The 19,962-nt window shown below is 68.9% G+C and carries 14 protein-coding genes; 7 read left to right on the forward strand and 7 right to left on the reverse strand.

Annotated elements, in window-relative coordinates:
- Positions 1 to 111: 111 nt before the first annotated feature.
- Together RKE50_RS09625 and RKE50_RS09630 are read right to left on the reverse strand one after the other, a co-directional pair.
- Positions 112 to 1,044 carry a tyrosine-protein phosphatase gene (locus RKE50_RS09625; protein ID WP_350036173.1) on the reverse strand — a complete coding sequence of 311 codons (933 nt, stop codon included), beginning with the start codon at positions 1,042 to 1,044 and terminating at the stop codon, positions 112 to 114.
- Between the two features lie 9 nt (positions 1,045 to 1,053).
- A complete protein-coding gene (locus tag RKE50_RS09630; RefSeq protein WP_350036174.1) occupies positions 1,054 to 3,513 on the reverse strand; it encodes a TonB-dependent receptor in 2,460 nt (819 codons plus the stop codon).
- Positions 3,514 to 3,685: 172 nt separating this feature from the next.
- Here RKE50_RS09630 and RKE50_RS09635 point away from each other — a divergent pair, with 172 nt between their 5' ends.
- Positions 3,686 to 4,882: an endonuclease/exonuclease/phosphatase family protein gene (locus tag RKE50_RS09635; protein WP_350036175.1), complete on the forward strand. Its 1,197-nt coding sequence runs from the start codon at positions 3,686 to 3,688 to the stop codon at positions 4,880 to 4,882.
- A gap of 9 nt (positions 4,883 to 4,891) precedes the next feature.
- On the opposite strand, the gene RKE50_RS09640 is transcribed toward RKE50_RS09635, so the two are convergent.
- On the reverse strand, positions 4,892 to 5,977 hold the full coding sequence (locus RKE50_RS09640; protein ID WP_350036176.1) for a GGDEF domain-containing protein: 1,086 nt from the start codon (positions 5,975 to 5,977) through the stop codon (positions 4,892 to 4,894).
- Positions 5,978 to 6,168: 191 nt separating this feature from the next.
- Here RKE50_RS09640 and RKE50_RS09645 point away from each other — a divergent pair, with 191 nt between their 5' ends.
- The 6 genes from RKE50_RS09645 (at position 6,169) to RKE50_RS09670 (ending at position 15,277) form a co-directional block, all read left to right on the forward strand.
- The gene (locus RKE50_RS09645; RefSeq protein ID WP_350036177.1) at positions 6,169 to 9,183 is read left to right on the forward strand and encodes a TonB-dependent receptor; all 3,015 of its coding nucleotides are present in this window, start codon (positions 6,169 to 6,171) and stop codon (positions 9,181 to 9,183) included.
- A gap of 163 nt (positions 9,184 to 9,346) precedes the next feature.
- Positions 9,347 to 9,931, forward strand: a complete 585-nt coding sequence (locus RKE50_RS09650; RefSeq protein ID WP_350036179.1) for an NnrU family protein — start codon at positions 9,347 to 9,349, stop codon at positions 9,929 to 9,931.
- Between the two features lie 6 nt (positions 9,932 to 9,937).
- The gene (locus RKE50_RS09655; protein ID WP_350036180.1) at positions 9,938 to 10,729 is read left to right on the forward strand and encodes a crotonase/enoyl-CoA hydratase family protein; all 792 of its coding nucleotides are present in this window, start codon (positions 9,938 to 9,940) and stop codon (positions 10,727 to 10,729) included.
- Positions 10,716 to 12,698: a putative bifunctional diguanylate cyclase/phosphodiesterase gene (locus RKE50_RS09660; protein ID WP_350036181.1), complete on the forward strand. Its 1,983-nt coding sequence runs from the start codon at positions 10,716 to 10,718 to the stop codon at positions 12,696 to 12,698. The genes RKE50_RS09655 and RKE50_RS09660 overlap by 14 nt, the downstream gene beginning before the upstream one ends.
- A gap of 90 nt (positions 12,699 to 12,788) precedes the next feature.
- Positions 12,789 to 13,538, forward strand: a complete 750-nt coding sequence (locus tag RKE50_RS09665; protein WP_350036182.1) for a transporter substrate-binding domain-containing protein — start codon at positions 12,789 to 12,791, stop codon at positions 13,536 to 13,538.
- Positions 13,535 to 15,277, forward strand: coding sequence for a diguanylate cyclase domain-containing protein (locus tag RKE50_RS09670; RefSeq protein WP_350036183.1), 1,743 nt, complete (start codon positions 13,535 to 13,537; stop codon positions 15,275 to 15,277). Before RKE50_RS09665 ends, RKE50_RS09670 begins: the two co-directional genes overlap by 4 nt.
- Before the next feature lie 19 nt (positions 15,278 to 15,296).
- On the opposite strand, the gene folD is transcribed toward RKE50_RS09670, so the two are convergent.
- Genes folD through RKE50_RS09690 form a run of 4 tightly spaced genes read right to left on the reverse strand, consistent with a single transcriptional unit; the run spans position 15,297 to position 19,937 of the window.
- Entirely contained in the window at positions 15,297 to 16,187 is an 891-nt protein-coding gene (gene folD / locus RKE50_RS09675) for a bifunctional methylenetetrahydrofolate dehydrogenase/methenyltetrahydrofolate cyclohydrolase FolD (protein WP_350036185.1), read from the reverse strand.
- Positions 16,188 to 16,235: 48 nt separating this feature from the next.
- Positions 16,236 to 16,787, reverse strand: coding sequence for a sarcosine oxidase subunit gamma (locus RKE50_RS09680; RefSeq protein WP_350036186.1), 552 nt, complete (start codon positions 16,785 to 16,787; stop codon positions 16,236 to 16,238).
- Positions 16,780 to 19,647 carry a 2Fe-2S iron-sulfur cluster-binding protein gene (locus tag RKE50_RS09685; protein WP_350036188.1) on the reverse strand — a complete coding sequence of 956 codons (2,868 nt, stop codon included), beginning with the start codon at positions 19,645 to 19,647 and terminating at the stop codon, positions 16,780 to 16,782. Before RKE50_RS09685 ends, RKE50_RS09680 begins: the two co-directional genes overlap by 8 nt.
- Positions 19,644 to 19,937 (reverse strand): sarcosine oxidase subunit delta, encoded by a 294-nt coding sequence (locus RKE50_RS09690; protein WP_350036189.1) that lies wholly within the window; start codon positions 19,935 to 19,937, stop codon positions 19,644 to 19,646. The genes RKE50_RS09685 and RKE50_RS09690 overlap by 4 nt, the downstream gene beginning before the upstream one ends.
- Between the last annotated feature and the right edge of the window lie 25 nt (positions 19,938 to 19,962).

Genomic DNA, 19,962 nt, shown 5'->3' on the forward strand with positions numbered 1-19,962 from the left:
GACCAGGATACGGTCCACCTGTTGGTGGCAAGGCTACCACAGAGGCCGGGCTGTCAGGGCCTTCCAGCCCGGGCCCGAGCCGGCCGCTCGAGCGCGAGGAGCGAAACGCGACTAGTGCCCAGCGTAAGTCGCCTCGAGAAAACGCTCGCGGAGCCGCTCGCGATCCGCTGCGTCCACGCCGATGCGCTCGTCGAGGTAGGCCTCGACCGAGCCGAAGTCCTTCTCGACCTGATCCAGGGCGAAGCGGAGGAACGGTACGCCATCCTTTGTGAGCAGGGGCTGCGCGGCCCTTGCCTGGTCGCCCTCGCTGTAGCGCAGCATCAGCTGCGCGAAGAAATTGTCCTCGGCCGCTACCGCGAGATCCACGTCGCCGCGCTCAACCTCGGGCCGGCGGTAGCGCGTCGACACCAGGTAGTCCTGCATCACCACCTCGCGCGGTACGCCCAGGGCGAGAAGCAGCAGCGCGGAGCTGAACCCCGTGCGGTCCTGGCCCGCCGAGCAATTGACTACCAGCGGTACGTTGTCCGCGAGCAGCTCATCGAAAAAGAGCTTCAGCTGGGGCTCGAGCTGGTAAGGGAAGCCCCGGTAGAGTTCACCCATGCCGCGCGGCTGGCCGTCGTCTCCCATCATGCGCTCGACGATCTCCCGCATGCTGTAATCGTGCGCCACCAGGTCGATGCCCTGCGCGGTAGCCCAGCGGTTGGGGTAGAGTTCGCGTTCTTCGGTAGAACGCAGGTCGACGACCCGCCGGAAACCGAAACCGGCCAGGTAGTCCTGGTCCGCTGCCGTGAGGCCGGTCATCACGCCGGAGCGGAACAGCAGGCCGCGACGCACCTGGCGACCGTCAGCGGTAAAGTAGCCGCCGAGGTCGCGGAAGTTGGAGCCGCCCTCGAGCGGCAGCAGCCGGTCGTAGGCGACGGTCGGTGCCGTCGCCGTGCCGCTGTCGGCGAACGCCGCCAGCGGAGTCATCGTGGCCAGGAGAGCCACGGCCAGGCTACCCGCGCCGGCGCGCAGGGTATTCATCAGGCCGGATGCGAAAGCCATGGGGAACTCCTAGTAGTTGATGCGAAGGCCGAAGAGGTAGTAGCGGCCGAAGCTCTCGGCCTGGTTGATTGTGCCGTTGCCCGCGAAGCGCACGTCCGTCTCGTCCGTGATGTTGTTCAGGTTGGCGTAAACGGAGGCGCGCGCGCCGGCGAGTTCGAGCGGGAGCTCGTAGGCGATCGTCGCATCCACGCGTTCCATCTCGCCCCAGTACTCGCTCGGGTCCTCGATGGGCGAGATCCACTCGTCCCGATACTGGTAGTTGAGCCGGGCCGAGAGACCGTAGTTCTCATAGAACACGGACGCGTTGTAGATCAGCTCGGAGGTCCCCGGCAGGTCGAGCTGGCGACCGTCGAGGGTCTCGAACTCACTGTCCACGAAGGTCACGTTGGCGCTGAAGCCGAGGCCGCCGAAGACACCGGGCAGGAAGTCCTGGCCCGAGAACATGAAGTTCGCCTCGACGCCGCTCAGCTTGCCGTTGTCGCCATTGGTGGCACCGCTGAAAGTCCACGCCTCGCCCGCTGCCGTGGGCAGGTAGGCACCGCCGTCGACGGTGGTCACATCCTGGTAGATGACGTTGTCGATCTCGCGGTGGAAGGCGCCCAGGGACAGGATGCTGGCCGTGGCGTAGTACCACTCGAGAGAGACATCCACGCCGATAGCTTCCTCGGCGTCGAGGAAGGGGTTGCCACCGCTGACTTCCTGCTCCGTGGGGTTTACCGCGGCGGCGGCGCGCCACTCGTTGTAGGTCGGCCGGTTGACGCCGCTCGAGGCGGAGAGACGGAACTTGAGGTCTTCAGCCAGGTCTACGTTCAGATGCGCCGAGGGCAGCACGTTGATGAAATCGTCCTCGACTTCCAGCGGCTCACCACCCGCGGGACCGGCGCTGGTGTAGTCGGTTTGCTCGACGCGTACACCGTAGACGACGTTGCCCCACGCGAAGCGGGTCGTGGCCATGAGGTAGGCAGCCAGAATGTCCTCGTCGATACCCACCAGCAGGTCGTCTGCCGGGTCTACCGGGCCGAGCCCGCCGGCGGCTTCCCAGGCGGCGCGCAGACCCCGGTTGTCGTAATAAGTGCCACCGATGCTGTTCGTCGTGTTGGATTCCCAGGGGACGCCGGTGTCGAACGCGCCGATGTCGGGCACCGGGAAGCCGAAGCTGATGCCCTGGCTGATGGCATAACCGCCTGATTCGCGCTGGTCGTACTGCACGCCCAGTGCCACCGTGCTGTCACCGAACAGGCTGGTATCCCGCTCGGCATCCAGCTTGAACTTGGTCGCCTCGATGTCGAGGTTCTGGGCTACGTCGAGGCCCAGGGTCACCGCGTACTCGAGGGAGGGCAGCGGTGCGGCGAGGTCCAGCAGCGGGTCCTCGCGGTCGGCGAGGTCGAAGCTTCCGAACACCGGCGCACCGGTGCTGAAGGGGATCGGCAGGCGGACATCGAACTCGGTCTCGGTGTAGTTGAGCCGGGCTTCCAGGCGCCAGTCGCCGACGACGAAGTCCGCGCCCAGCGTGTTGGTGTAGGTGGAGTTCTCGTAGCTGCCGTCCTCGAGGAGCCGGTCGGCAATCATCAGGACGTCGCTGCGCTGTTCGCCGGGCTGGGGGTCCGCCACCGAGAAGACCCACTGGTTGCGCTCTTCCTCATCGAGGAATTCGCTGTACAGGCTTGACAGGAAGAGGGAGCGCAGCGTGCCCTCCCCGCGGTACTCGATACGGCCGCCATAGCCCGTGTCCTCGCGGTTGACGAAATAGCTGCGGTAATCCAGCTCATTGACGATGAGCGCACCGTTGTCATCGAGGGCGAGATCGTACTCGCGGTTGTCGGTGACCTGCTCGCGCCGGTTCCTTGAATAAAAGCCGACGAGGCCGAAGCTGTCGTTCGACCAGGAGGCCCGGAAACTGGTTCGCTCCACGTCACCGCCACCGAGGTCCTGCTCGCCCATGCCGACGTCGCCGGCGAGGGAAAGCCCTTCCGCGTCAAAGGGACTGAAAGTCTGGATGTTGATGTAGCCGGAAACCGACTCACCCGGCATGCTCGGAAGAATCGCCTTGTTCGCATCGATGCGGCTGGTGATCGTCGCCGGGAAGCTGTCGAAGCGGGGAATGCGCCCATTCTCGGCACCGGGCACGTCGATGCCGTCGAAAGCAATGCCCGTGTAGCGGAAGGGCGCACCGCGCAGGTTCAGGTAGCGCGCCTGGCCCTGGTCCCGCTCCACGGCAACGCCGGGGAGGCGTGACAGGGAATCGGCGATGTTCTGGTCCGGAAAACGGCCGATGGTGTCGGCGGAAACCACGTCGACGAGGTTGTCGGCCATGCGCTTGGCGTCGAGGGCGGCCTGCTGCGCATCGCGGATCGGGGTGGCTACGACGAAGACCTCCTCGATCCGGTCCGGCTGCTGGGCGAGGACCGGGGCGGAAACGGCCGTGCCGGCAAGGGCGAGTGCGGTGTAAAGCGGGTTGCGTAACAGCATGGCTGGCGGGCTCGTAGGTAGACGACCCCAACAATCTGCAGGGCGAGGATTTCACTCCGATGACCCATCGGTGACAATGCGATGAAGCTTTCGTTTCGGGCCCGCAACCGCTCGCCCGGTGGATGCCGGCCGGCCGTGGCGTACACTGGATGCTTTTCATGAGAAAGCTTCCATGCAATGCCGCTATTCCCGCCCGGTAACCGCTGCCCTGTTGCTCAGCCTCCTCGCGCCGCCCGTGGCCGCTGAGTCGCTAACCGTGCGTGTTGCCACCTTCAACGCGTCCATGGAGGGCGGCAACTACGTCGCCCGGGGCGAAACGCCCACGGGTGGGGAAATGGCCGCGGCGCTCGCCGGCGGCGACCACCCGCAAGTGCGCAACGTCGCCGCCATTATCCGCCGGGTGCGGCCGGACATCCTGCTCATCAACGAGTTCGACTACACGGCTGACCCCGGCGGCGCCATAGACGCCTTTCGCACCGGCTACCTGGAGGCGCCCCGGGCTGACCTGGAGCCCGTGGCCTACCCGTATGCGTTCGCGGCACCGGTGAACACGGGAGTGGACTCGGGCTTCGACCTCGATCGCGACGGCGTCGCCAGCGGCCGCGGCCAGGACGCCTGGGGCTACGGCCTCTACCCCGGGCAGTACGGGATGCTGCTCCTCAGCCGCTATCCCATCGACCGCGCGAACGCCCGCACCTTTCAGCACCTACGCTGGCGGGCGATGCCCGGCAACCTCCTCGCCGGGCTGCGCGCCCCGGACGGCTCGCCGTGGTACCCGGCCGAGGCCCGGGCCCGCTTTCCGCTGTCGTCCAAGTCGCACTGGGACGTGCCGGTCGTTGTCGACGGCGCCACGGTCCACATACTGGCGAGCCACCCGACACCGCCGGTCTTCGATGGCCCCGAAGACCGCAACGGCCGGCGTAACCACGACGAGATCCGCTTCTGGACCGAGTACCTGTCGGCGGCTGAAGACGAGAACTGGATCCGGGACGACGCGGGCGGGACCGGCGGTTTCCGCGGCGAGCGCTTCGTGCTGCTCGGTGACCTGAACAGTTCGCCGGTGGAGGGCGACAGCCGGCGGGATGCGATCCGTGCCCTTCTCGCCCATCCCGCCGTGAACGCGGGCCTCGTACCGACCGGCGCCGGGGGGAAAGCCGCACGACCCGGAAACGCTCACGCGCCCGCGCACACCGCGGCCTGGGGGCAGCGCGCCGACTACGTCCTGCCTTCACGCGCCGGCTGGAAGGTGATAGGCGGCGGGGTATTCTGGCCTGCGCCGGGCGAGCCCGGCGCCGCGCTGGTCGCGGACCGGGCCGCATCGTCGGATCATCGCCTGGTCTGGCTGGATCTGGAACTGCAAGACCGGTAGCGGCATCGCTCAGGGGTCCTGGACCTGCGGCGCGAGCTGCACCCGGTTCCTCCCCGCCGCCTTTGCCGCGTAGAGCGCCCTGTCGGCGCGGGAAACCAATGCCTCCGGCGTCGCAATGCCGCACCCGGTCACGGCGATACCGATGCTTGCCGTCACCGCGAGACCGCCCGGATAGGCCCCGGCCTCGATAGCGGCCCTGATTTTCTCCCCGACAGCCTGTGCCCCCGCTTCTGCCGTATCCGGCAGCATGACCAGGAACTCTTCGCCGCCCCAGCGGCCGGCGCGGTCCGTGCCGCGCACGACCTCACCCAGGATGCGGGCCACGATGACCAGCACCTCGTCACCGGTCGGGTGGCCATGCAGGTCGTTGACCGCCTTGAAATGGTCGAGGTCGAGCAGGGCAATCGCCAGCGGCCGGCCGCTGCGCCCCGCGAGCCCGAACCCCTGGCGCAGATCCGCATCGAGCTGCTCCCGGTTGAGCAGGCCGGTGAGCCCGTCGACCCGGGCATAGGCACCGAGCTGAGCGTACGCCGCCTCACGGCAGCGCTCGGTGAAGCGGAAGATCAGCCAGTGCGCAAGGAGGACCTCGGTGAGGTTGAGAAACGCGGGGAGGTCGAAAGGCCGCATTTCCAGGTCCGGGTAGGCAAACACGAGGTAGACGACTACCACGAGGGAAAACGCCGCGGAAACCAGGCCACCGGCCCGGCTGCCCAGGAGGAAGAATGCCAGCGGCGGCAGCACCGTCACCCATACCAGGGAATAGGCGGCGCCCCGGGCGAGGACGGTATAGGAAAGCAGCAGTGCGGCAAGGACGCCGATGGCGAGCCAGCTGGCTCGCCGGAGCTGGCGGGTCAGGCGAAGGTAGATCCAGCCCGCGCCGGACAGCCCCATGGCCGCGAGGTCCAGCACCGCCAGCCCCGGGGAAGACAGCAGAAACAGGTTCAGCAGGCCGATCGCGGCGCCGTAGACCGCCATGAGGGCCAGCGCGACGCGCAGCAGGCGGGTCTGCTGGTCGCGGCGGATTTTCGCTGCGACCGCATTGTCTTCGGGTACGGAGCGCTGCAGGGACGAAGGCATGGCGGCGGAGTCTAGCATCGGCGCGTGCCGGCGACTGCGATCCCGGTCACAAGTCCGGCTTCATGGCAGCGCATGACTGCCGGAAAGGTTCCCGCGGGATTTGGGTGATATTACCCAAAATCCCGTGAGCAGCAGGCCGAGTAATGAAACTGACACAAAGCTCGCCTAGCCTTCTGCGGGTCCCCAACCCCACCAGGAGAAGGCATCTCATGCATCCGTCCATCTCGAAAATCTTTGCCCGCAAGGCGCTCGTCCGCGCCATTGCCGGCGCGTCCGTCGTCGGCAGTTTCGGCCTGACCGCGCCGGTCTACGCCCAGGAAACCACTGCCGCGGTCCGCGGTGTCGTCACCTCGGGCGGCCAGCCCGTGGCCGGCGCGACGGTCACCGCCAGGAGCCTCGCCACCGGCCTGTCCCGCTCCGCGACCACCGACGCCGCCGGTAACTACTTCATCCGCCAGCTGCCCGCCGGCGTGGATTACAGCGTCCGCGTGACCTCGCCCCAGGGCAGCGCCAGCACCGAGCGCCTGAACCTCGCGGTGGGGCAGCAGGCGCAGATGGACTACGCGCTCTCTGCCATCGAGGAAGTCGTGGTCATGGGCTCGGCGGTGGAAGTCGCCGACACGGCGATCGGTCCCACTGCCGTCTTCAGTATCAGCGACCTGCAGGACTCCCCGGCCATCAACCGGAACATCAACGACGTGATCGGCCAGGACCCGCGGATCTACATCGACCAGTCCTCGCCCGAGGACTCGATCCAGTGCAACGGCGCCAATCCGCGTTTTAATAGCCTGACCGTGGACGGCATCCGCCTGAACGACGGTTTTGGCCTGAACTCCAACGGCTACCCGACGCAGCGCATGCCCTTCCCCTTCGACGCGGTATCCAGCGTCGCGGTCGAGATGGCGCCGATGAGTGTCATCTACGGCGGCTTCTCCGCCTGTAACATCAACGCCGTCACCAAGTCCGGCAGCAACGAGCTGTTCGGCTCCGTCTTCATGGACTACACCGACGACAACCTGCAGGGCGACAAGCTCGAGGGCGACGACATCCTGGTCACCGACTACGACGAGACGCGCTACGGCTTCGAACTCGGTGGCGCCCTGATCAAGGACAAGCTGTTCTTCTACGGCGCCTACGAGAAATATGAAGGCGTCGACTTCAACGACCGCGGCGCCATCGGCAGCGGCGCCGTCAACGAGGTGCTGGTCACCCAGGCAGAACTGGACGAGATTGCCCAGATCGCCCGCGACGTTTACCAGTTCGACCCGGGCACCAGCACGCCGGGCACCATCGATTTCGAGGACGAGAAGTACATCGGCAAGCTGGACTGGTACGTCACCGACCGGCAGCGTCTCGCGCTGACCTACATGTACAACGACTCCACCAACGCCACGCCCTCCGACGGCGAGAACATCGAGTTCGAGTTCTCGGACCACTTCTACGATCGCGGCGCCGAACTGAACTCCTATATCGCCAGCCTCTACTCCGACTGGACGGACAACTTCTCCACGGAGGTGCGTATCGCCCGCACCGAGGTTGACTTCGTGCAGGTTCCCCGCGCGGGCGACGCCTTCGGCGAGATCCGCGTTGAGCTCGACGACGTGGACGTCTACCTCGGCGGCGACGACAGCCGGCACGCCAACGAGCTCGAGTACACCATCGACCAGTTCGTGGCCCGCGGCCGCTACCAGCTAGGTTCGCACACGATCACCGGCGGCTACGAGCGCGAGGCCTACGACATCTTCAACCTGTTCTACCAGCACGTGGATACGGAGATCCGCTTCGACGGCATCGACAACTTCCGCGCCGGCCTGGCGGACCGCGTCTACTATGGCAACGCGATCAGCAACAACGAGGCTGACATTGCCGAGGCCTTCGAATACGCGATCAACTACGTCTACCTGCAGGACGAGTGGCAGGTGAACGACCGGCTGACCGTGACCTACGGCCTGCGCTACGACTACTACGAGACCGACGACGAGCCGAACCTGAACCCGGCCTTCCTGGCCAGCTACGGCTTCGGCAATAACGACACCCTGGACGGGCGCGACCTGCTCCAGCCCCGCTTCGGCGCCACCTACGACTTCTCTGACGAGCTGTCCTTCCGCGGCGGCATCGGCCTGTTCTCCGGTGGCAACCCGAACGTCTGGCTGTCCAACACCTACAGCAACACCAACACGACTGCGGTGCAGGCCCGGATCGACGGCATGGACCTGTTTGCGCAGAACTACGTGAACTGTGAAGACGGTGTTCCGGTCTGCGGCCCGGGCTACGGCGTCCCGCAGGACATCGCCGACGTGGTTGCCGCCGGTGACGGCTCCAACTTCGAGATCGTCTACCTCGACCCGAACTTCGACATCCCGAGCGAGTGGAAGTACACGGCGGGCCTGACTTGGTACGCCCCCATGGACGTCACGGTCACGGCCGACCTGCAGGTCAGCCGCGGCGAGGATACGGCGGTGTACAAGCGCGGCGACCTCGAGCGCGTGGGTACCAACGACCTCGGCTACCCGATCTACGAGAGCGTGCGCGAGCCCTCCTTCGTGCTCACCAACTCGAGCAAGGGCACCGAGTCCGAGTCCATTGCCTTCAGCGCCTTCAAGAGTTGGGACAACGGCTTCGATCTGCGCCTGGGCTACGCCTACACCGAGGCCGAAGACCCGAACCCCATGACATCCTCCGTCGCCTTCTCCAACTACATCAACAGAGCCTTCGTTGATCCGCAGGCGGACGTGCTCGCACCGTCCAACTGGGCGATCGAGCATCGCTTCACGGCCGTGCTCAACTACGGCGTGGACTTTTTCGGCGGTTACGAAACCCGCATCTCGCTGTTCGGCCAGTACAACTCCGGTATCCCCTACAGCATCACGCTCAGCGGCAGCGAGGGCACGGCCGACGCCTACGGGTTCCAGCCGTTCCTCGACTTCGAGCAGAACGTGCTGCCGATCGGCGGCAGCCGCAACAGCCAGGAAGGTGACTCCTTCAGCAAGATCGACATGCGCATCTCTCAGGAGATTCCGGGGTTCGCGCCGGGCCACCGCGGCAGCGCGTTCATCATCATCGACAACCTGACCAACCTGCTGAACGACGACTGGGGCGTGATGAACCAGCCGTCCTTCCCCTACGGCGTGACTGCCGAGCAGGAAGCCAACGGCCAGGCACAGCAGCGGATCGGCGAAACCTCCCTGTGGAGCATGCGCGTCGGCCTCAACTACCGCTTCTGACCGAACGGGCCGCCCCGGCGGCCCGGGCGCTCTCCTCTGGCGACCATGGGCAAGTTCCATGGTCGCTTTTTTTTGCGCAATGCCCTGGTCCGGATTCCCCCGCGTTCCTGTCCCAGGGGGGCTGCGTTACACTCTCACCCACCAAACACTTCGGAAACCTGCTATGACCTCAATGATTCTCGGCCTGGTGCTCTTCCTCGGCACCCACTCGCTGCGCATCTACGCCAACGACTGGCGCAGCGCCCGCGTCGCGGCCATGGGCGAGAAGCCCTTCAAGGCGGTCTACGGCCTGGTCTCCATCGCCGGCCTAGCCCTGGCGATCTGGGGCTACGGGGCCATGCGCCAGGACCCGACCATGCTCTGGAACCCGCCCGTCGGGCTCTATCACGCCGTATCCCTGTTCACGCTGCCCGCCTTCATCCTGCTGGTGGCGGCCTACGTGCCCGGCAACCACCTGAAGGCACGGCTCGGCCACCCGATGGTCATGGCCGTCAAGTTCTGGGCCTTCGGCCACCTGCTGGCGAACGGACGCGTCGGCGACGTGGTCTTCTTCGGGGCCTTCTTTGTCTGGGCGGTCGTGCTGTACATCCGCTCCCGGAAGCTGGACCGCGCGGCCGGCGTCACCTACCCGCCCGGGCGCATGCCCGCCACCGTGGCCACCGTGCTCATCGGCGCCGTGGCCTGGTTCCTCTTCGCCCGCTACGGCCACATGGCCGTCGCCGGCGTGCCCGCTCTGCCGGGAGGCTAAGCGGCCATGGGCAGCGAGGGGTGCGTCCTCACGCGCACCGAGGGGCCCGTCCGGACCATTACCCTCAACCGGCCGGCGGCACGCAACGCCGTCGACCGCCCGACTGCCGAAGCGCTGCTTGCGGCCTTTCGCGACGTCGAGGCCGATGACGGCGTCGCAGTCGCAGTGCTCACCGGCGCCGGGGGGAACTTCTGCGCCGGGGCGGACCTGAAGGCCCTGGGCGACCCGGAGCGGCGCAACCAGGTGGAGCCGAGCGGCCGCGGCGAGGGCCCCATGGGCCCGTCACGCATGGCGCTCGGCAAACCCGTGATCGCCGCCGTACCCGGCTATGCCGTCGCCGGCGGTCTCGAGCTCGCGCTGCTCTGTGACCTTCGTATCGCCGAGGCGTCGACGGTCTTCGGCGTGTTCTGCCGGCGCTGGGGCGTTCCGCTCATCGATGGCGGCACCGTGCGCCTGCCCCGCATCGTCGGGCACGGCCGCGCCATGGACATGATCCTCACCGGCCGGCCGGTACACGCGGAGGAGGCGCTCGCCATGGGCCTCGCCAACCGGGTTGTCGCAGACGGCGAGAGCCTCGCCGCCGCCCGGGCCCTGGCCGAGGAAATCGCCGCGTTCCCGCAGCAGTGCCTGCGCGCCGACCGGGCTTCCGCGATCGCACAGTGGGACTATCCCCTCGCCGAAGCGCTGAGCCGCGAAGGGGCCGGCGGCTACCCGGTGCTGGAAGCCGAAGCCGTCGGCGGCGCCGAACGCTTTGCCGCCGGCGCGGGGCGCCATGGCCGCTTCCATGAGCCGGGCTGAGCCGGCGCTCTCCATAGACGACGAGTCCGCGCCGCGGGCCGAGGCGACGCGCCTGGCGGCCTATGTCTACGACGAACGCCTGGCCCTCTACTATCGTTTTCTGCGCCAGTCCCTCCTTGCCGTACTGCTCAACAGCCTGGTGCTCTGGTGGCTGCTGCGCGAGAGCATTGCGCCGCTGGCTCTCCACGGCTGGCTGGCCGCGACCCTCGCCGTTTCCGCCTATCGTCTGTGGACGGCCGGGGGGTTTGCCAGGGCGACGCCCCCAGAACGCCGGGAGGCCCGCTGGTACCGCCACGCGATCACCGGGGCCCTGCTGTCGGGGCTGACCTGGGGTTCGGCGGGATTCGTCCTGTTCACGGCGGAGAGCAGTTACGGCCTGTCGCTGCTGGCCTTCATCATTGCCGGGATGTGCGCGGGCGCCGTGGTGAGCCTGGCGGCATTCATCGAGGCCAGCCTGCCCTTCCTCGCGCTGTGCATCCTTCCCTTCGCCGTGCGGCTCTTCACCGAGGGCAGCCTGCCGGCGATCCAGCTCGGGACCATCGCGCTGCTCTACCTGGGCTTCATGGCGCTGGTCACCCGCCGCGTGCACGAGACGCTGACCCGTGGCTTCGAGATGACCCACCTGCGCCAGCGCGCCGAGGAAACCGTTGAGCGACAGGCGCTGTATGACGACCTCACCGGCCTGCCCAACCGCCGGCTGCTCACGGACCGGCTGCGGCAGGCCCGCGCCCAGGCCCTCCGCCACGGCAACCGGGCAGCCCTGCTCTTCCTCGACCTTGACCACTTCAAGCGCATCAACGATTCCCTGGGCCACGGCGCCGGCGACGCGGTGCTGCAGGCCGTCGCCGCGCGCCTGCGCGATGAACTGCGCGAGACCGACACGGCCTCGCGCCTGGGCGGCGACGAGTTCGTGGTCCTGCTCACCGAGCTCGACGGCACGATGGAGCACGTTATCCAGCACACGCACAACACGGCGGAGCGGATTCGCGCCGCGATCGCGGAACCGGTCACGATCGAGGGTACCCAGCTCCACCTGAGCGCCAGCATTGGCGTCAGCCTGCTGCCCTCGGACAGCGATGACATCGAGGACCTGCTGCGCCACGCGGACACGGCCATGTACCAGGCCAAGGACGAGGGCCGCAACGCGGTGCGCTTCTTCGTGCGCGAGATGCAGCAGACCATCGAGGCGCGACTCTCCCTCGAGCAGCAGCTGCGCGAGGCGCTGGCGCGCGATGAGCTCGAGCTGCACCTGCAGCCCCAGTGCGATGCACGCGGTGCCATCTTCGGCGCCGAGGCCCTGCTGCGCTGGCAGCGGGACGGGAAGTGGATCCCGCCCTCTGCGTTCATTCCGGTCGCCGAGGAGACAGGGCTTATCTATAACCTGGGGGACTGGGTCGTAAACGAGGCCTGCCGCCTGCTCGCCGGCTTCCGCGAGCTGCCGGGCTGCGGAGACCTGGTCATGGCCGTCAACGTGAGCACGCGCCAGTTCACTCGCATGGGGTTCTCGGACGCCGTGCTCGCGGCCCTCGAGCAGCACCGGGTCCCCGCCGGGCAGCTGGAGCTGGAGGTGACCGAGAGCCTGTTCATCGACGAGCTGGGAACGACCCAGGACTGCATGGCAAAGCTGCACGAAGCGGGGCTGCGCTTCGCCATCGACGACTTCGGCACGGGCTACTCGTCCCTGCGCTACCTGCAGACGCTCGCCGTGGACTCGCTGAAGATCGACCAGTCCTTCGTACGCGGCGTCATCGATAACCACGGCGACGCGAGTATCGTGCGCGCCACCCTCTCCATGGCCCAGGCTTTGAAACTCACGGTGCTGGCCGAGGGCGTGGAAAGCGAGAACATCCGCGAGTTCCTCGTCCTGCTCGGCTGCCAGCGCTTCCAGGGCTACCTGTTCGGCCGCCCGGTCCCCGCGCAGGCCTTCCGCCAGCAGCTGCTCTCCGGCGAGGTCGCGCCACCGCCCTAGCCCGAAGGCGGGCCGTATTGGTCTTGCCGGGGAAGGGTGTTAGTGTCCTGTCCGGCTAATGTCCGCCTGTCGCGTCCCCGGGGAACCGCCATGATACTCCGCCATGCACTTGCCGCGCTCCTTCTAGTTCTCTGCCCCCTGCTCGCCGCGGAGCCCCTGCGTGTAGGGCTGTCGCCGGACTACCCGCCCATCGCCTGGCGCAGCGAGGACCGCATCGTCGGCCTCGAGGCGGACAACGCCCGCGCCGTGGGGGAGATTCTCTCCCGCGAAGTGACCCTGGTGCCCCTGCCCTTCGAGGAGTTGATCCCCGCACTGCTCGCCGGTGACATCGACGTGATCATGTCCGGCCTCAGCGTGACCGCGGAGCGCAGCCGCATCGTTCGCTTCGCCGATCCCTACCTTCGCGTCGGCCAGATGGCAATCCTGCACCGGGACAAGGTGCTGCGCTTCGGACAGCCCTGGGCGATCTACCAGCCGGGGGTGCGCATCGGCGTGGAGCCCGGCACCACCGGCGCCGCCTTTGCGGAGCGCGAGCTCCCGGACGCAGCAGTCGCCTTCTTCCCGAACCCGGACAGCGCCTTCGACGCGCTTCGCAACGATCGCATCGACCTCTACATCCACGACGCGCCGACCAGCTGGGGCCTCGCCACCAGCAGCGACAACGGCGACATGATCAGCCTGTACCGCCCGCTCACGGAGGAGCAGCTGGCCTGGGCCGTGGCGCCGGGCAACGGCGAGCTCCTCGAGGACCTCGACCGCGCGCTGTCCCTGATGCGCGGCGCCGGGACCCTGGGCTACATCATCAACCGCTGGATTCCCGTCGAGGTCACGGTGCAGTGAAGCGTGAGTGCCGGTGGCACACGGGCCGGGCCAGGGGCCTGCTCGCGCTGCTGACGCTGCTGCCACTGCTGGCCTTCGCAGACAGGCCACCGGTCTTCCTGGACCCCGGCCCCTCCGGCCAGCCGCTCACGGGCGCCGTTGCCGTCACCGGTGATGCAGCCCTCGCCGCCGTGCTCGGCGGCTCGGTCAGCTGGACCTACCCGGACCGGGCGCCGCGCACCGGGCGCGGCGAGCCGCTCTGGCTCCGCGTGCAGTTCCGGGTCACGGAGCCGGGGCGTTTCCTGCTCCTGGAACTGCCCACCACTGCGCTGCGGACGGTGGACTTCTACGGCCCCTTCACGGCGGGCGGCGAGGCGCTGCAGGCGCCGGTGCACAGCGGCCTGCGCGCGCCCTACGCGAGCCGCCCCCTCGGCAGCGAGCGCGCCGTGATGCCCCTCGGCGATCTCGACCCCGGGGACTACCGAGCCTATGCGCGCCTGCAGGCAGACCTCACGCACACGGTAACGCCGATCGCCTGGGACCTGCGCGACTACCAGCATGAGCGAGCACACAAGCGGCTCTTCGACGGCATCTGCTACGGCGTGCTGCTGACCCTGCTCGTCTACAACCTCGCCCTCACCGCCGTCTTCCGCGACCGCTCCTACGGCTACTACGTGTTCGCCTGCGCCTTCGCCCTGCTGACGCTGGCCACCTTCAACGGGCACGCGGCGCACTACCTCTGGCCCGGGAACCCCTGGCTCATAGAGCACAGCTACCAGGTTGCCCCGGCGCTTTGGCTGGCCTTCAGCGGCCTGTTCGCGCGCGCCTTCCTCGCCATCCCCGGGCGGCTCCCCAGGGTCGACGCGATCCTCAAGCTCGCCATCGCCGCCGCCATCGTCAATGCACTGCTGGGTGCGGCGGGCTTTACCAGCCTCTCCCACCGCAGCACGGAGCTGGTCGCCCTCACCGGGTCGCTGCTGATGATCGGGGTCAGCTTCCGTCGCTGGCGTGAAGGCTACGCGCCGGCGTTGTGGTACATGCTCGCCATCTGTGCGCTCTTCATTACCATCGGCCTCACGGTGATCGTCTCCTGGGGCCTGGGCAACTCGGCATTCCTGCTCGGTAACGCCCTGCAGATGGGTATCCTCGCGGAAATGGTCGGGTTGGCCATGGCCCTGTCGGCGCGCATCCGGGTCATGCAGGCCGAGAAGCTCGCGCTGACCCTGCGTTCGAGGGTCCTGGCCGAGGCGGCAGCAACGGACCCGCTCACCGGTGTCGCCAATCGCAACGGTCTCGAGGAAGGTGCCCGGGAAATCCTCGGGCAGTCGGGCGAGCACGCGCTCATGCTCCTGGATCTCGACCGCTTCAAGCGCATCAACGACAGCTGGGGACACGCCGCCGGGGATGCGCTGCTGACCACCGTGGCCGAGCGGTTGCGAGAGGAGCTGCGGGCGTCGGACCTCATCGCCCGCTCCGGCGGTGACGAGTTCGTGGTACTGCTGGGGGCAAGCCCCGGCCGCGAGCAGCTCGAGGCCATGGCCCGGCGCCTGGGCGAGCGGCTCTCGGCGCCGGTGCCCTGGGAGGGGGAGGAGCTCACCATCTCGGCGAGTATCGGCGTGGCGCTCTGGCCAAAGGACGGCCACAGCCTCGAGGCCCTGATGCTCGCCGCCGACCGCGCGATGTACCACAGCAAGCGCCGGCGGGGGACCTACGCGTTCTTCGATTCCCTCGCCGGCGGAGCCTCGGGCGAGGCTTCCTAGTGCCGCGGCAGCCTGGCTCCTAGCCCAGCTGGCAGGCTACGCCGGCCTGGCGGCAGGCGGCCACCACCGTATTGCGCAGCAGGCAGGCGATCGTCATCGGCCCCACACCGCCGGGCACCGGGGTGATCGCCCCCGCCACCTCCCGCGCCTCGGCGAAGGCCACGTCGCCGACCAGGCGGGCCTTCTCTCCTTCCCCGGGAAGCCGGTTGATGCCGACATCGATGACCACGGCCCCCGGCTTCAGCCAGTCACCGCGCACCATCTCGGGCCGGCCCACGGCGGCAATGACGATGTCCGCATGGCGGCACAGCGCCGGCAGGTCGCGCGTGCGGGAATGGGCGATCGTCACCGTGCAGCTTTCCTGCAGCAGCAGCTGCGCCACCGGCTTGCCGACGATGTTGCTGCGCCCGATGACCAGCGCATCCTGCCCGGCGAGATCGTTGTCGAACTGCTCGCGGAGCAGGAGCAGGCAACCGACGGGGGTACAGGGCACGAGCGCATCGGGGTCGCCATTGGCCAGGGCACCCGTGTTCAGCGGGTGGAAGCCGTCCACATCCTTCGCCGGATCGATGGCGCGGATCACGCGCTGCTCATCGATCTGCGGCGGCAGCGGCAGCTGCACCAGGATGCCGTGCACCGTCGGGTCGTCGTTGAGCTCAGCGACCAGCGCCAGGAGGTCCGCCTCGCTCGTATCCACGGCCAGCCGGTGCGCGTGGCTGAGCATCCCGGCTTCGACGGTCTGCCGGCCCTTGTTGCGCACGTAGACCTGGCTGGCCGGGTCCTCTCCCACCAGCACCACCGCGAGGCCGGGCTGGAGGTCGTGGGCCTCGCGCAGCCGGGCCACTTCCGTGGCGACCTGCTCGCGAAGGGCGGCGGCGGCCGCCTTGCCGTCAATGATTGCCGCGGTCATGGCTGCTCCCTGTAGACCTGTGCCGGTGTAGGTGAAGGGCTGCGTATGCTAGCAGCAGTCGGCGCTCGCCGCATCGCACCAGTCGCGGAGGTAGACCGCCAGCGAGCGGCACGCCAGCAGCAGCATGGCCTCGGCCTCGGGCACCAGGAGCACGGGCACGCCGGCAAAGCGGGTGGCCGCGCACTGCCCCGGCGCCAGCCGACCGAGGTCGAGCGTGGTTCCCCGCGCGAGCACCCGCTCGCGCGCCGGCCCGGTCAGCCGCAGGGCGACCTGGCCATCGGTTGCGGGGGTCACGGCGGCGGTACAGCCAGCGAGGGCGCTCTTTAGCGTCTGCACGAGGGAAGCGGTTTCGCCGCCTCCTGCGATGAGCAGCCAGTCCCCCGGTGCGCGGCCGGCGACCCGGCAGCCGCTCCCCTCGACAACGCCGCCGGTTGCCGGCAGCGCGGCGCCCAGGGCGGCTTCGGCCCGGCTCGCGGCACCCGGGTCCGCGGCCGACAGTTGCAGGCGGACGAGCGTGAGGTCCTCCGCCGCCGCGAGGCGAAAGCCGTCACGGGCGACGGCGCCGCCGCGCAATGGATCCTGCCAGGCCAGCTCAGTCATCCAGGCGCGCTCCTTCCGGGTCATAGAATGCCGGGGCTACCAGCCTGACCGGAACGGTCTCCCCGGCGAACCAGGCCTTGACCACCTCGCCCCGGCGCGACCGGGCACCGGCGACCAGGCCGAGGGCCACCGTGCGTCCCAGGGTCGGGCTGTAGCAGGCCGAGGTGACGTAACCCGCGGAGGCACTCCCGTCCGGCGTGAGGACATGGGCCCCGTCCGACAGGCGGGCGGCCGGGTCCAGCGGCTCGAGGCCGGTGAACTGGCGTCGCTCCGGGTCCCTGCCGACGGCGAGGTCCAGGGAGCGGCGCCCGATGAAGTCGGCCTCCTGGCGCTCGATGGCACGCCCCCAGCCGAGGTCTTGGGGCATGGTGGTTCCGTCGGTATCCGTACCCACGTGCAGGTAGCCCTTTTCCGTGCGCAGCACCATGAGCGCCTCCAGGCCGAAGGGCAGCAGGCCGTGGCCGCGCCCCGCGGCCAGCAGCGCTTCCCAGGCGGCCCGCCCGTAGCCCGCGGGCACGCTGAGCTCGAAGGAAACTTCCCCGGTGAAGCTCGCCCGCAGTACCCGGCAGGGCACGCCGGCGAAGTGGCCGGTCCGGAACTGCATGTGCGGAAACGCCTCGCGATCGAGGTCGAGATCCGTCGGCACGGCGCTCAGCACGGACCGGGCCGCGGGACCGCTGAGCATGACGGTCGCCCAGGCGGTGGTGACGTCGGTGACGATGACGTCGAGGCCGGTCCACTCGCACTGCAGGCACTCTTCCAGGTGTTCCCGCACCGCGGTGGCGCCGCCGGACGTCGTGTGCAGGAGGAAGTGATCCTCGGCGAGGCAGACGACGACGCCGTCGTCCATGACGATACCGGCCTCGTTGAGGACCAGGCCGTAGCGGGCAAAGCCGGGCCGCAGGGTCAGCAGGTTGTTCACGTAGATGCGGTTCAGGAATCCGCGCGCATCCCGGCCGCGCACCTCCAGCTTGCCCAGGGGCGAATAGTCGAGGAGTCCCGCGGCCTCGCGCACGGCGCGCACTTCCCGGGTGACGGCCTCCGCCTCGCGCTCGCCGTGGCGGGGGTAGTACGCCGGACGCTGCCAGGCGCCGTAGTCCTCGAGCGCCGCCCCCAGGGCGAGGTGCGACTCGTGGGCCGGCAGGCGCTGGAAGGGCTGGTACAGGGACCCCGTCTCCAGGCCTCCGAAGGCGCCGAGCGTCGCCGGATGGTAGGGCGGGCGGAAGCGGGTCGTCCCGACCTCGGGCACCGGTCGGCCCGACAATCCGGCGAGGAGCCCGAGCGCATTGACGTTGCTGGTCTTGCCCTGGTCGATGGACATACCCGCCGTGGTGTAGCGCTTGAGATGCTCCACGGAGCGGTAGTTCTCGCGCACGGCCAGCTCGATATCCGCCGCGGTCACATCGTACTGGAAGTCCACCCACTGGCGGTTGCTCGCCACGCCGGGCGTGACCCAGAGGGGCTCGGTGTTGAGCCTCTCGCCGAAGTCGCCGACCGCGCGGCCGACGACGGTCACGGCCTGCGCGCAGCCGGCCGGCACGAAACAGCTGTCCGCCTCGCGCCAGTGCAGCCGCCCGCCGGCCTGGGAGTAGAGGTGCACCGTGGGGGTCCAGCCGCCGGCCAGGGCCAGCACATCGCAGGACAGGTTCTTGCGGGACGCCAGCAGGCCGCTGCCGTCCGGCGCCAGCGCCTGCAGCGTGATGCCGTGCAGGGCCGGGTCGCCGCGGGTCTCCACCACCGCGTGGCCGAGGTGCTGGACGATGCCGGCCCGGGCCGCCGCCTGGCGCAGGGCGTCGTCCACCTCGCGGCGCACGTCGACGATATGGGCAACCGGCACACCGTGGGCCGTGAGCGCCAGGGCGCGGCGCCAGGCGCTGTCATTGTTGCTGTAGAGGGCGAGTTCGGCGCCCGGCACGATCCCGTAGCGCAGCGCATACTCACACAGGGCCGAGGCGAGCATGATGCCCGGCCGGTCGTTGTCCGGGAAGACGAGCGGACGCTCCAGCGCGCCGGTGGCGAGGACCACCCGCCCGGCAAAAAGACGCCACAACCGCTGCCGGGGCTGTGTGGCAGGTGCCGCCGGGCCGAGATGATCCGTGCAGCGCTCGAGGGCCGCGAGCACGTTGTGGTCGTAGTAGCCGTTGACGGTCGTGCGCGTGAGCAGGGTGACGTTGTCGCGGGCGGCGAGCGTTGCCAGGGTCTCGTCGAGCCAGGCCCGGTCCGCCGGATCCGGGCTGGCGAGGAGGCTGCCGCCCGGGAATTCCTGCTCGTCGATGAGCAGCACCCGGTCCCTGCCGCCGGCGCTCGCCTCCAGGGCCGCGCGCAGGCCCGAGCGGCCCGCACCGACGACGACCACCTCGGCGTGCGCGTTTTCCTTCACGTACCACTGCGGGTCCGGCGCTGTCGGCGCCCGGCCGAGGCCCGCCGCGCGACGCACCAGCGGCTCCCAAAAGTGCCAGCTCGGCCACTGGAAGGTCTTGTAGTAGAAGGCCGCCGGCAGCAGGGCGCGGAACCGGTCGAGAACGCCCCACAGGTCGCGGCGCACGCTGGGCCAGGCATTCTGGCCGCAGGCCGACAGGCCGGGATACAGGGGCACCAGCGTCGCGCGGGCATTCGGCTCGCCGCGGGCGCCGGCGCCCAGCTGGACAAAGGCACCGGTCTCCTCCGGGCCCGCGGCGAAAATGCCCCGCGGCCGGTGGAACTTGAAGCTGCGGCCGACCACGTCCACGCCGTTGGCGAGCAGCGCGGAAGCGAGGGTGTCACCGGCGTAGCCCGTGTAGCGCCGCCCGTCGAAGGAGAACTCGATCGGCGTCGACAGGTCGACGCGCGCGTGGGGGAGACGCTGGATCGTCGGCTTCACGCGCGCTCCCCCCGGTCGAGCTGCGGTTTCCCGGCCCCCATGGGATAGACGGCGACAAGCTCGTGGCTGACGAGGTCCCGGGCCACGTTGAACCACTGGCCGCAGCCGTAGCGGTGGTGCCAGCGTTCGAAGTGGACGCCCTTCGGGTTTTCGCGCAGGTACAGGTACGCGGCCCAGGTCTCGTCGTCTACCGAGGCCGGCTCCGCGGGACGCGCGATGTGCGACTCACCGCCGCAGCGGAACTCGTCTTCGCTGCGCAGGCCGCAGCAGGGACACTCGATACGCATCATGCCGTTTGCTTCCTCAAAGCCCGCC

This window comes from Pseudohaliea sp., from assembly GCF_040217025.1.
In the GTDB taxonomy this organism is placed as follows: Bacteria; Pseudomonadota; Gammaproteobacteria; order Pseudomonadales; family Halieaceae; genus Pseudohaliea.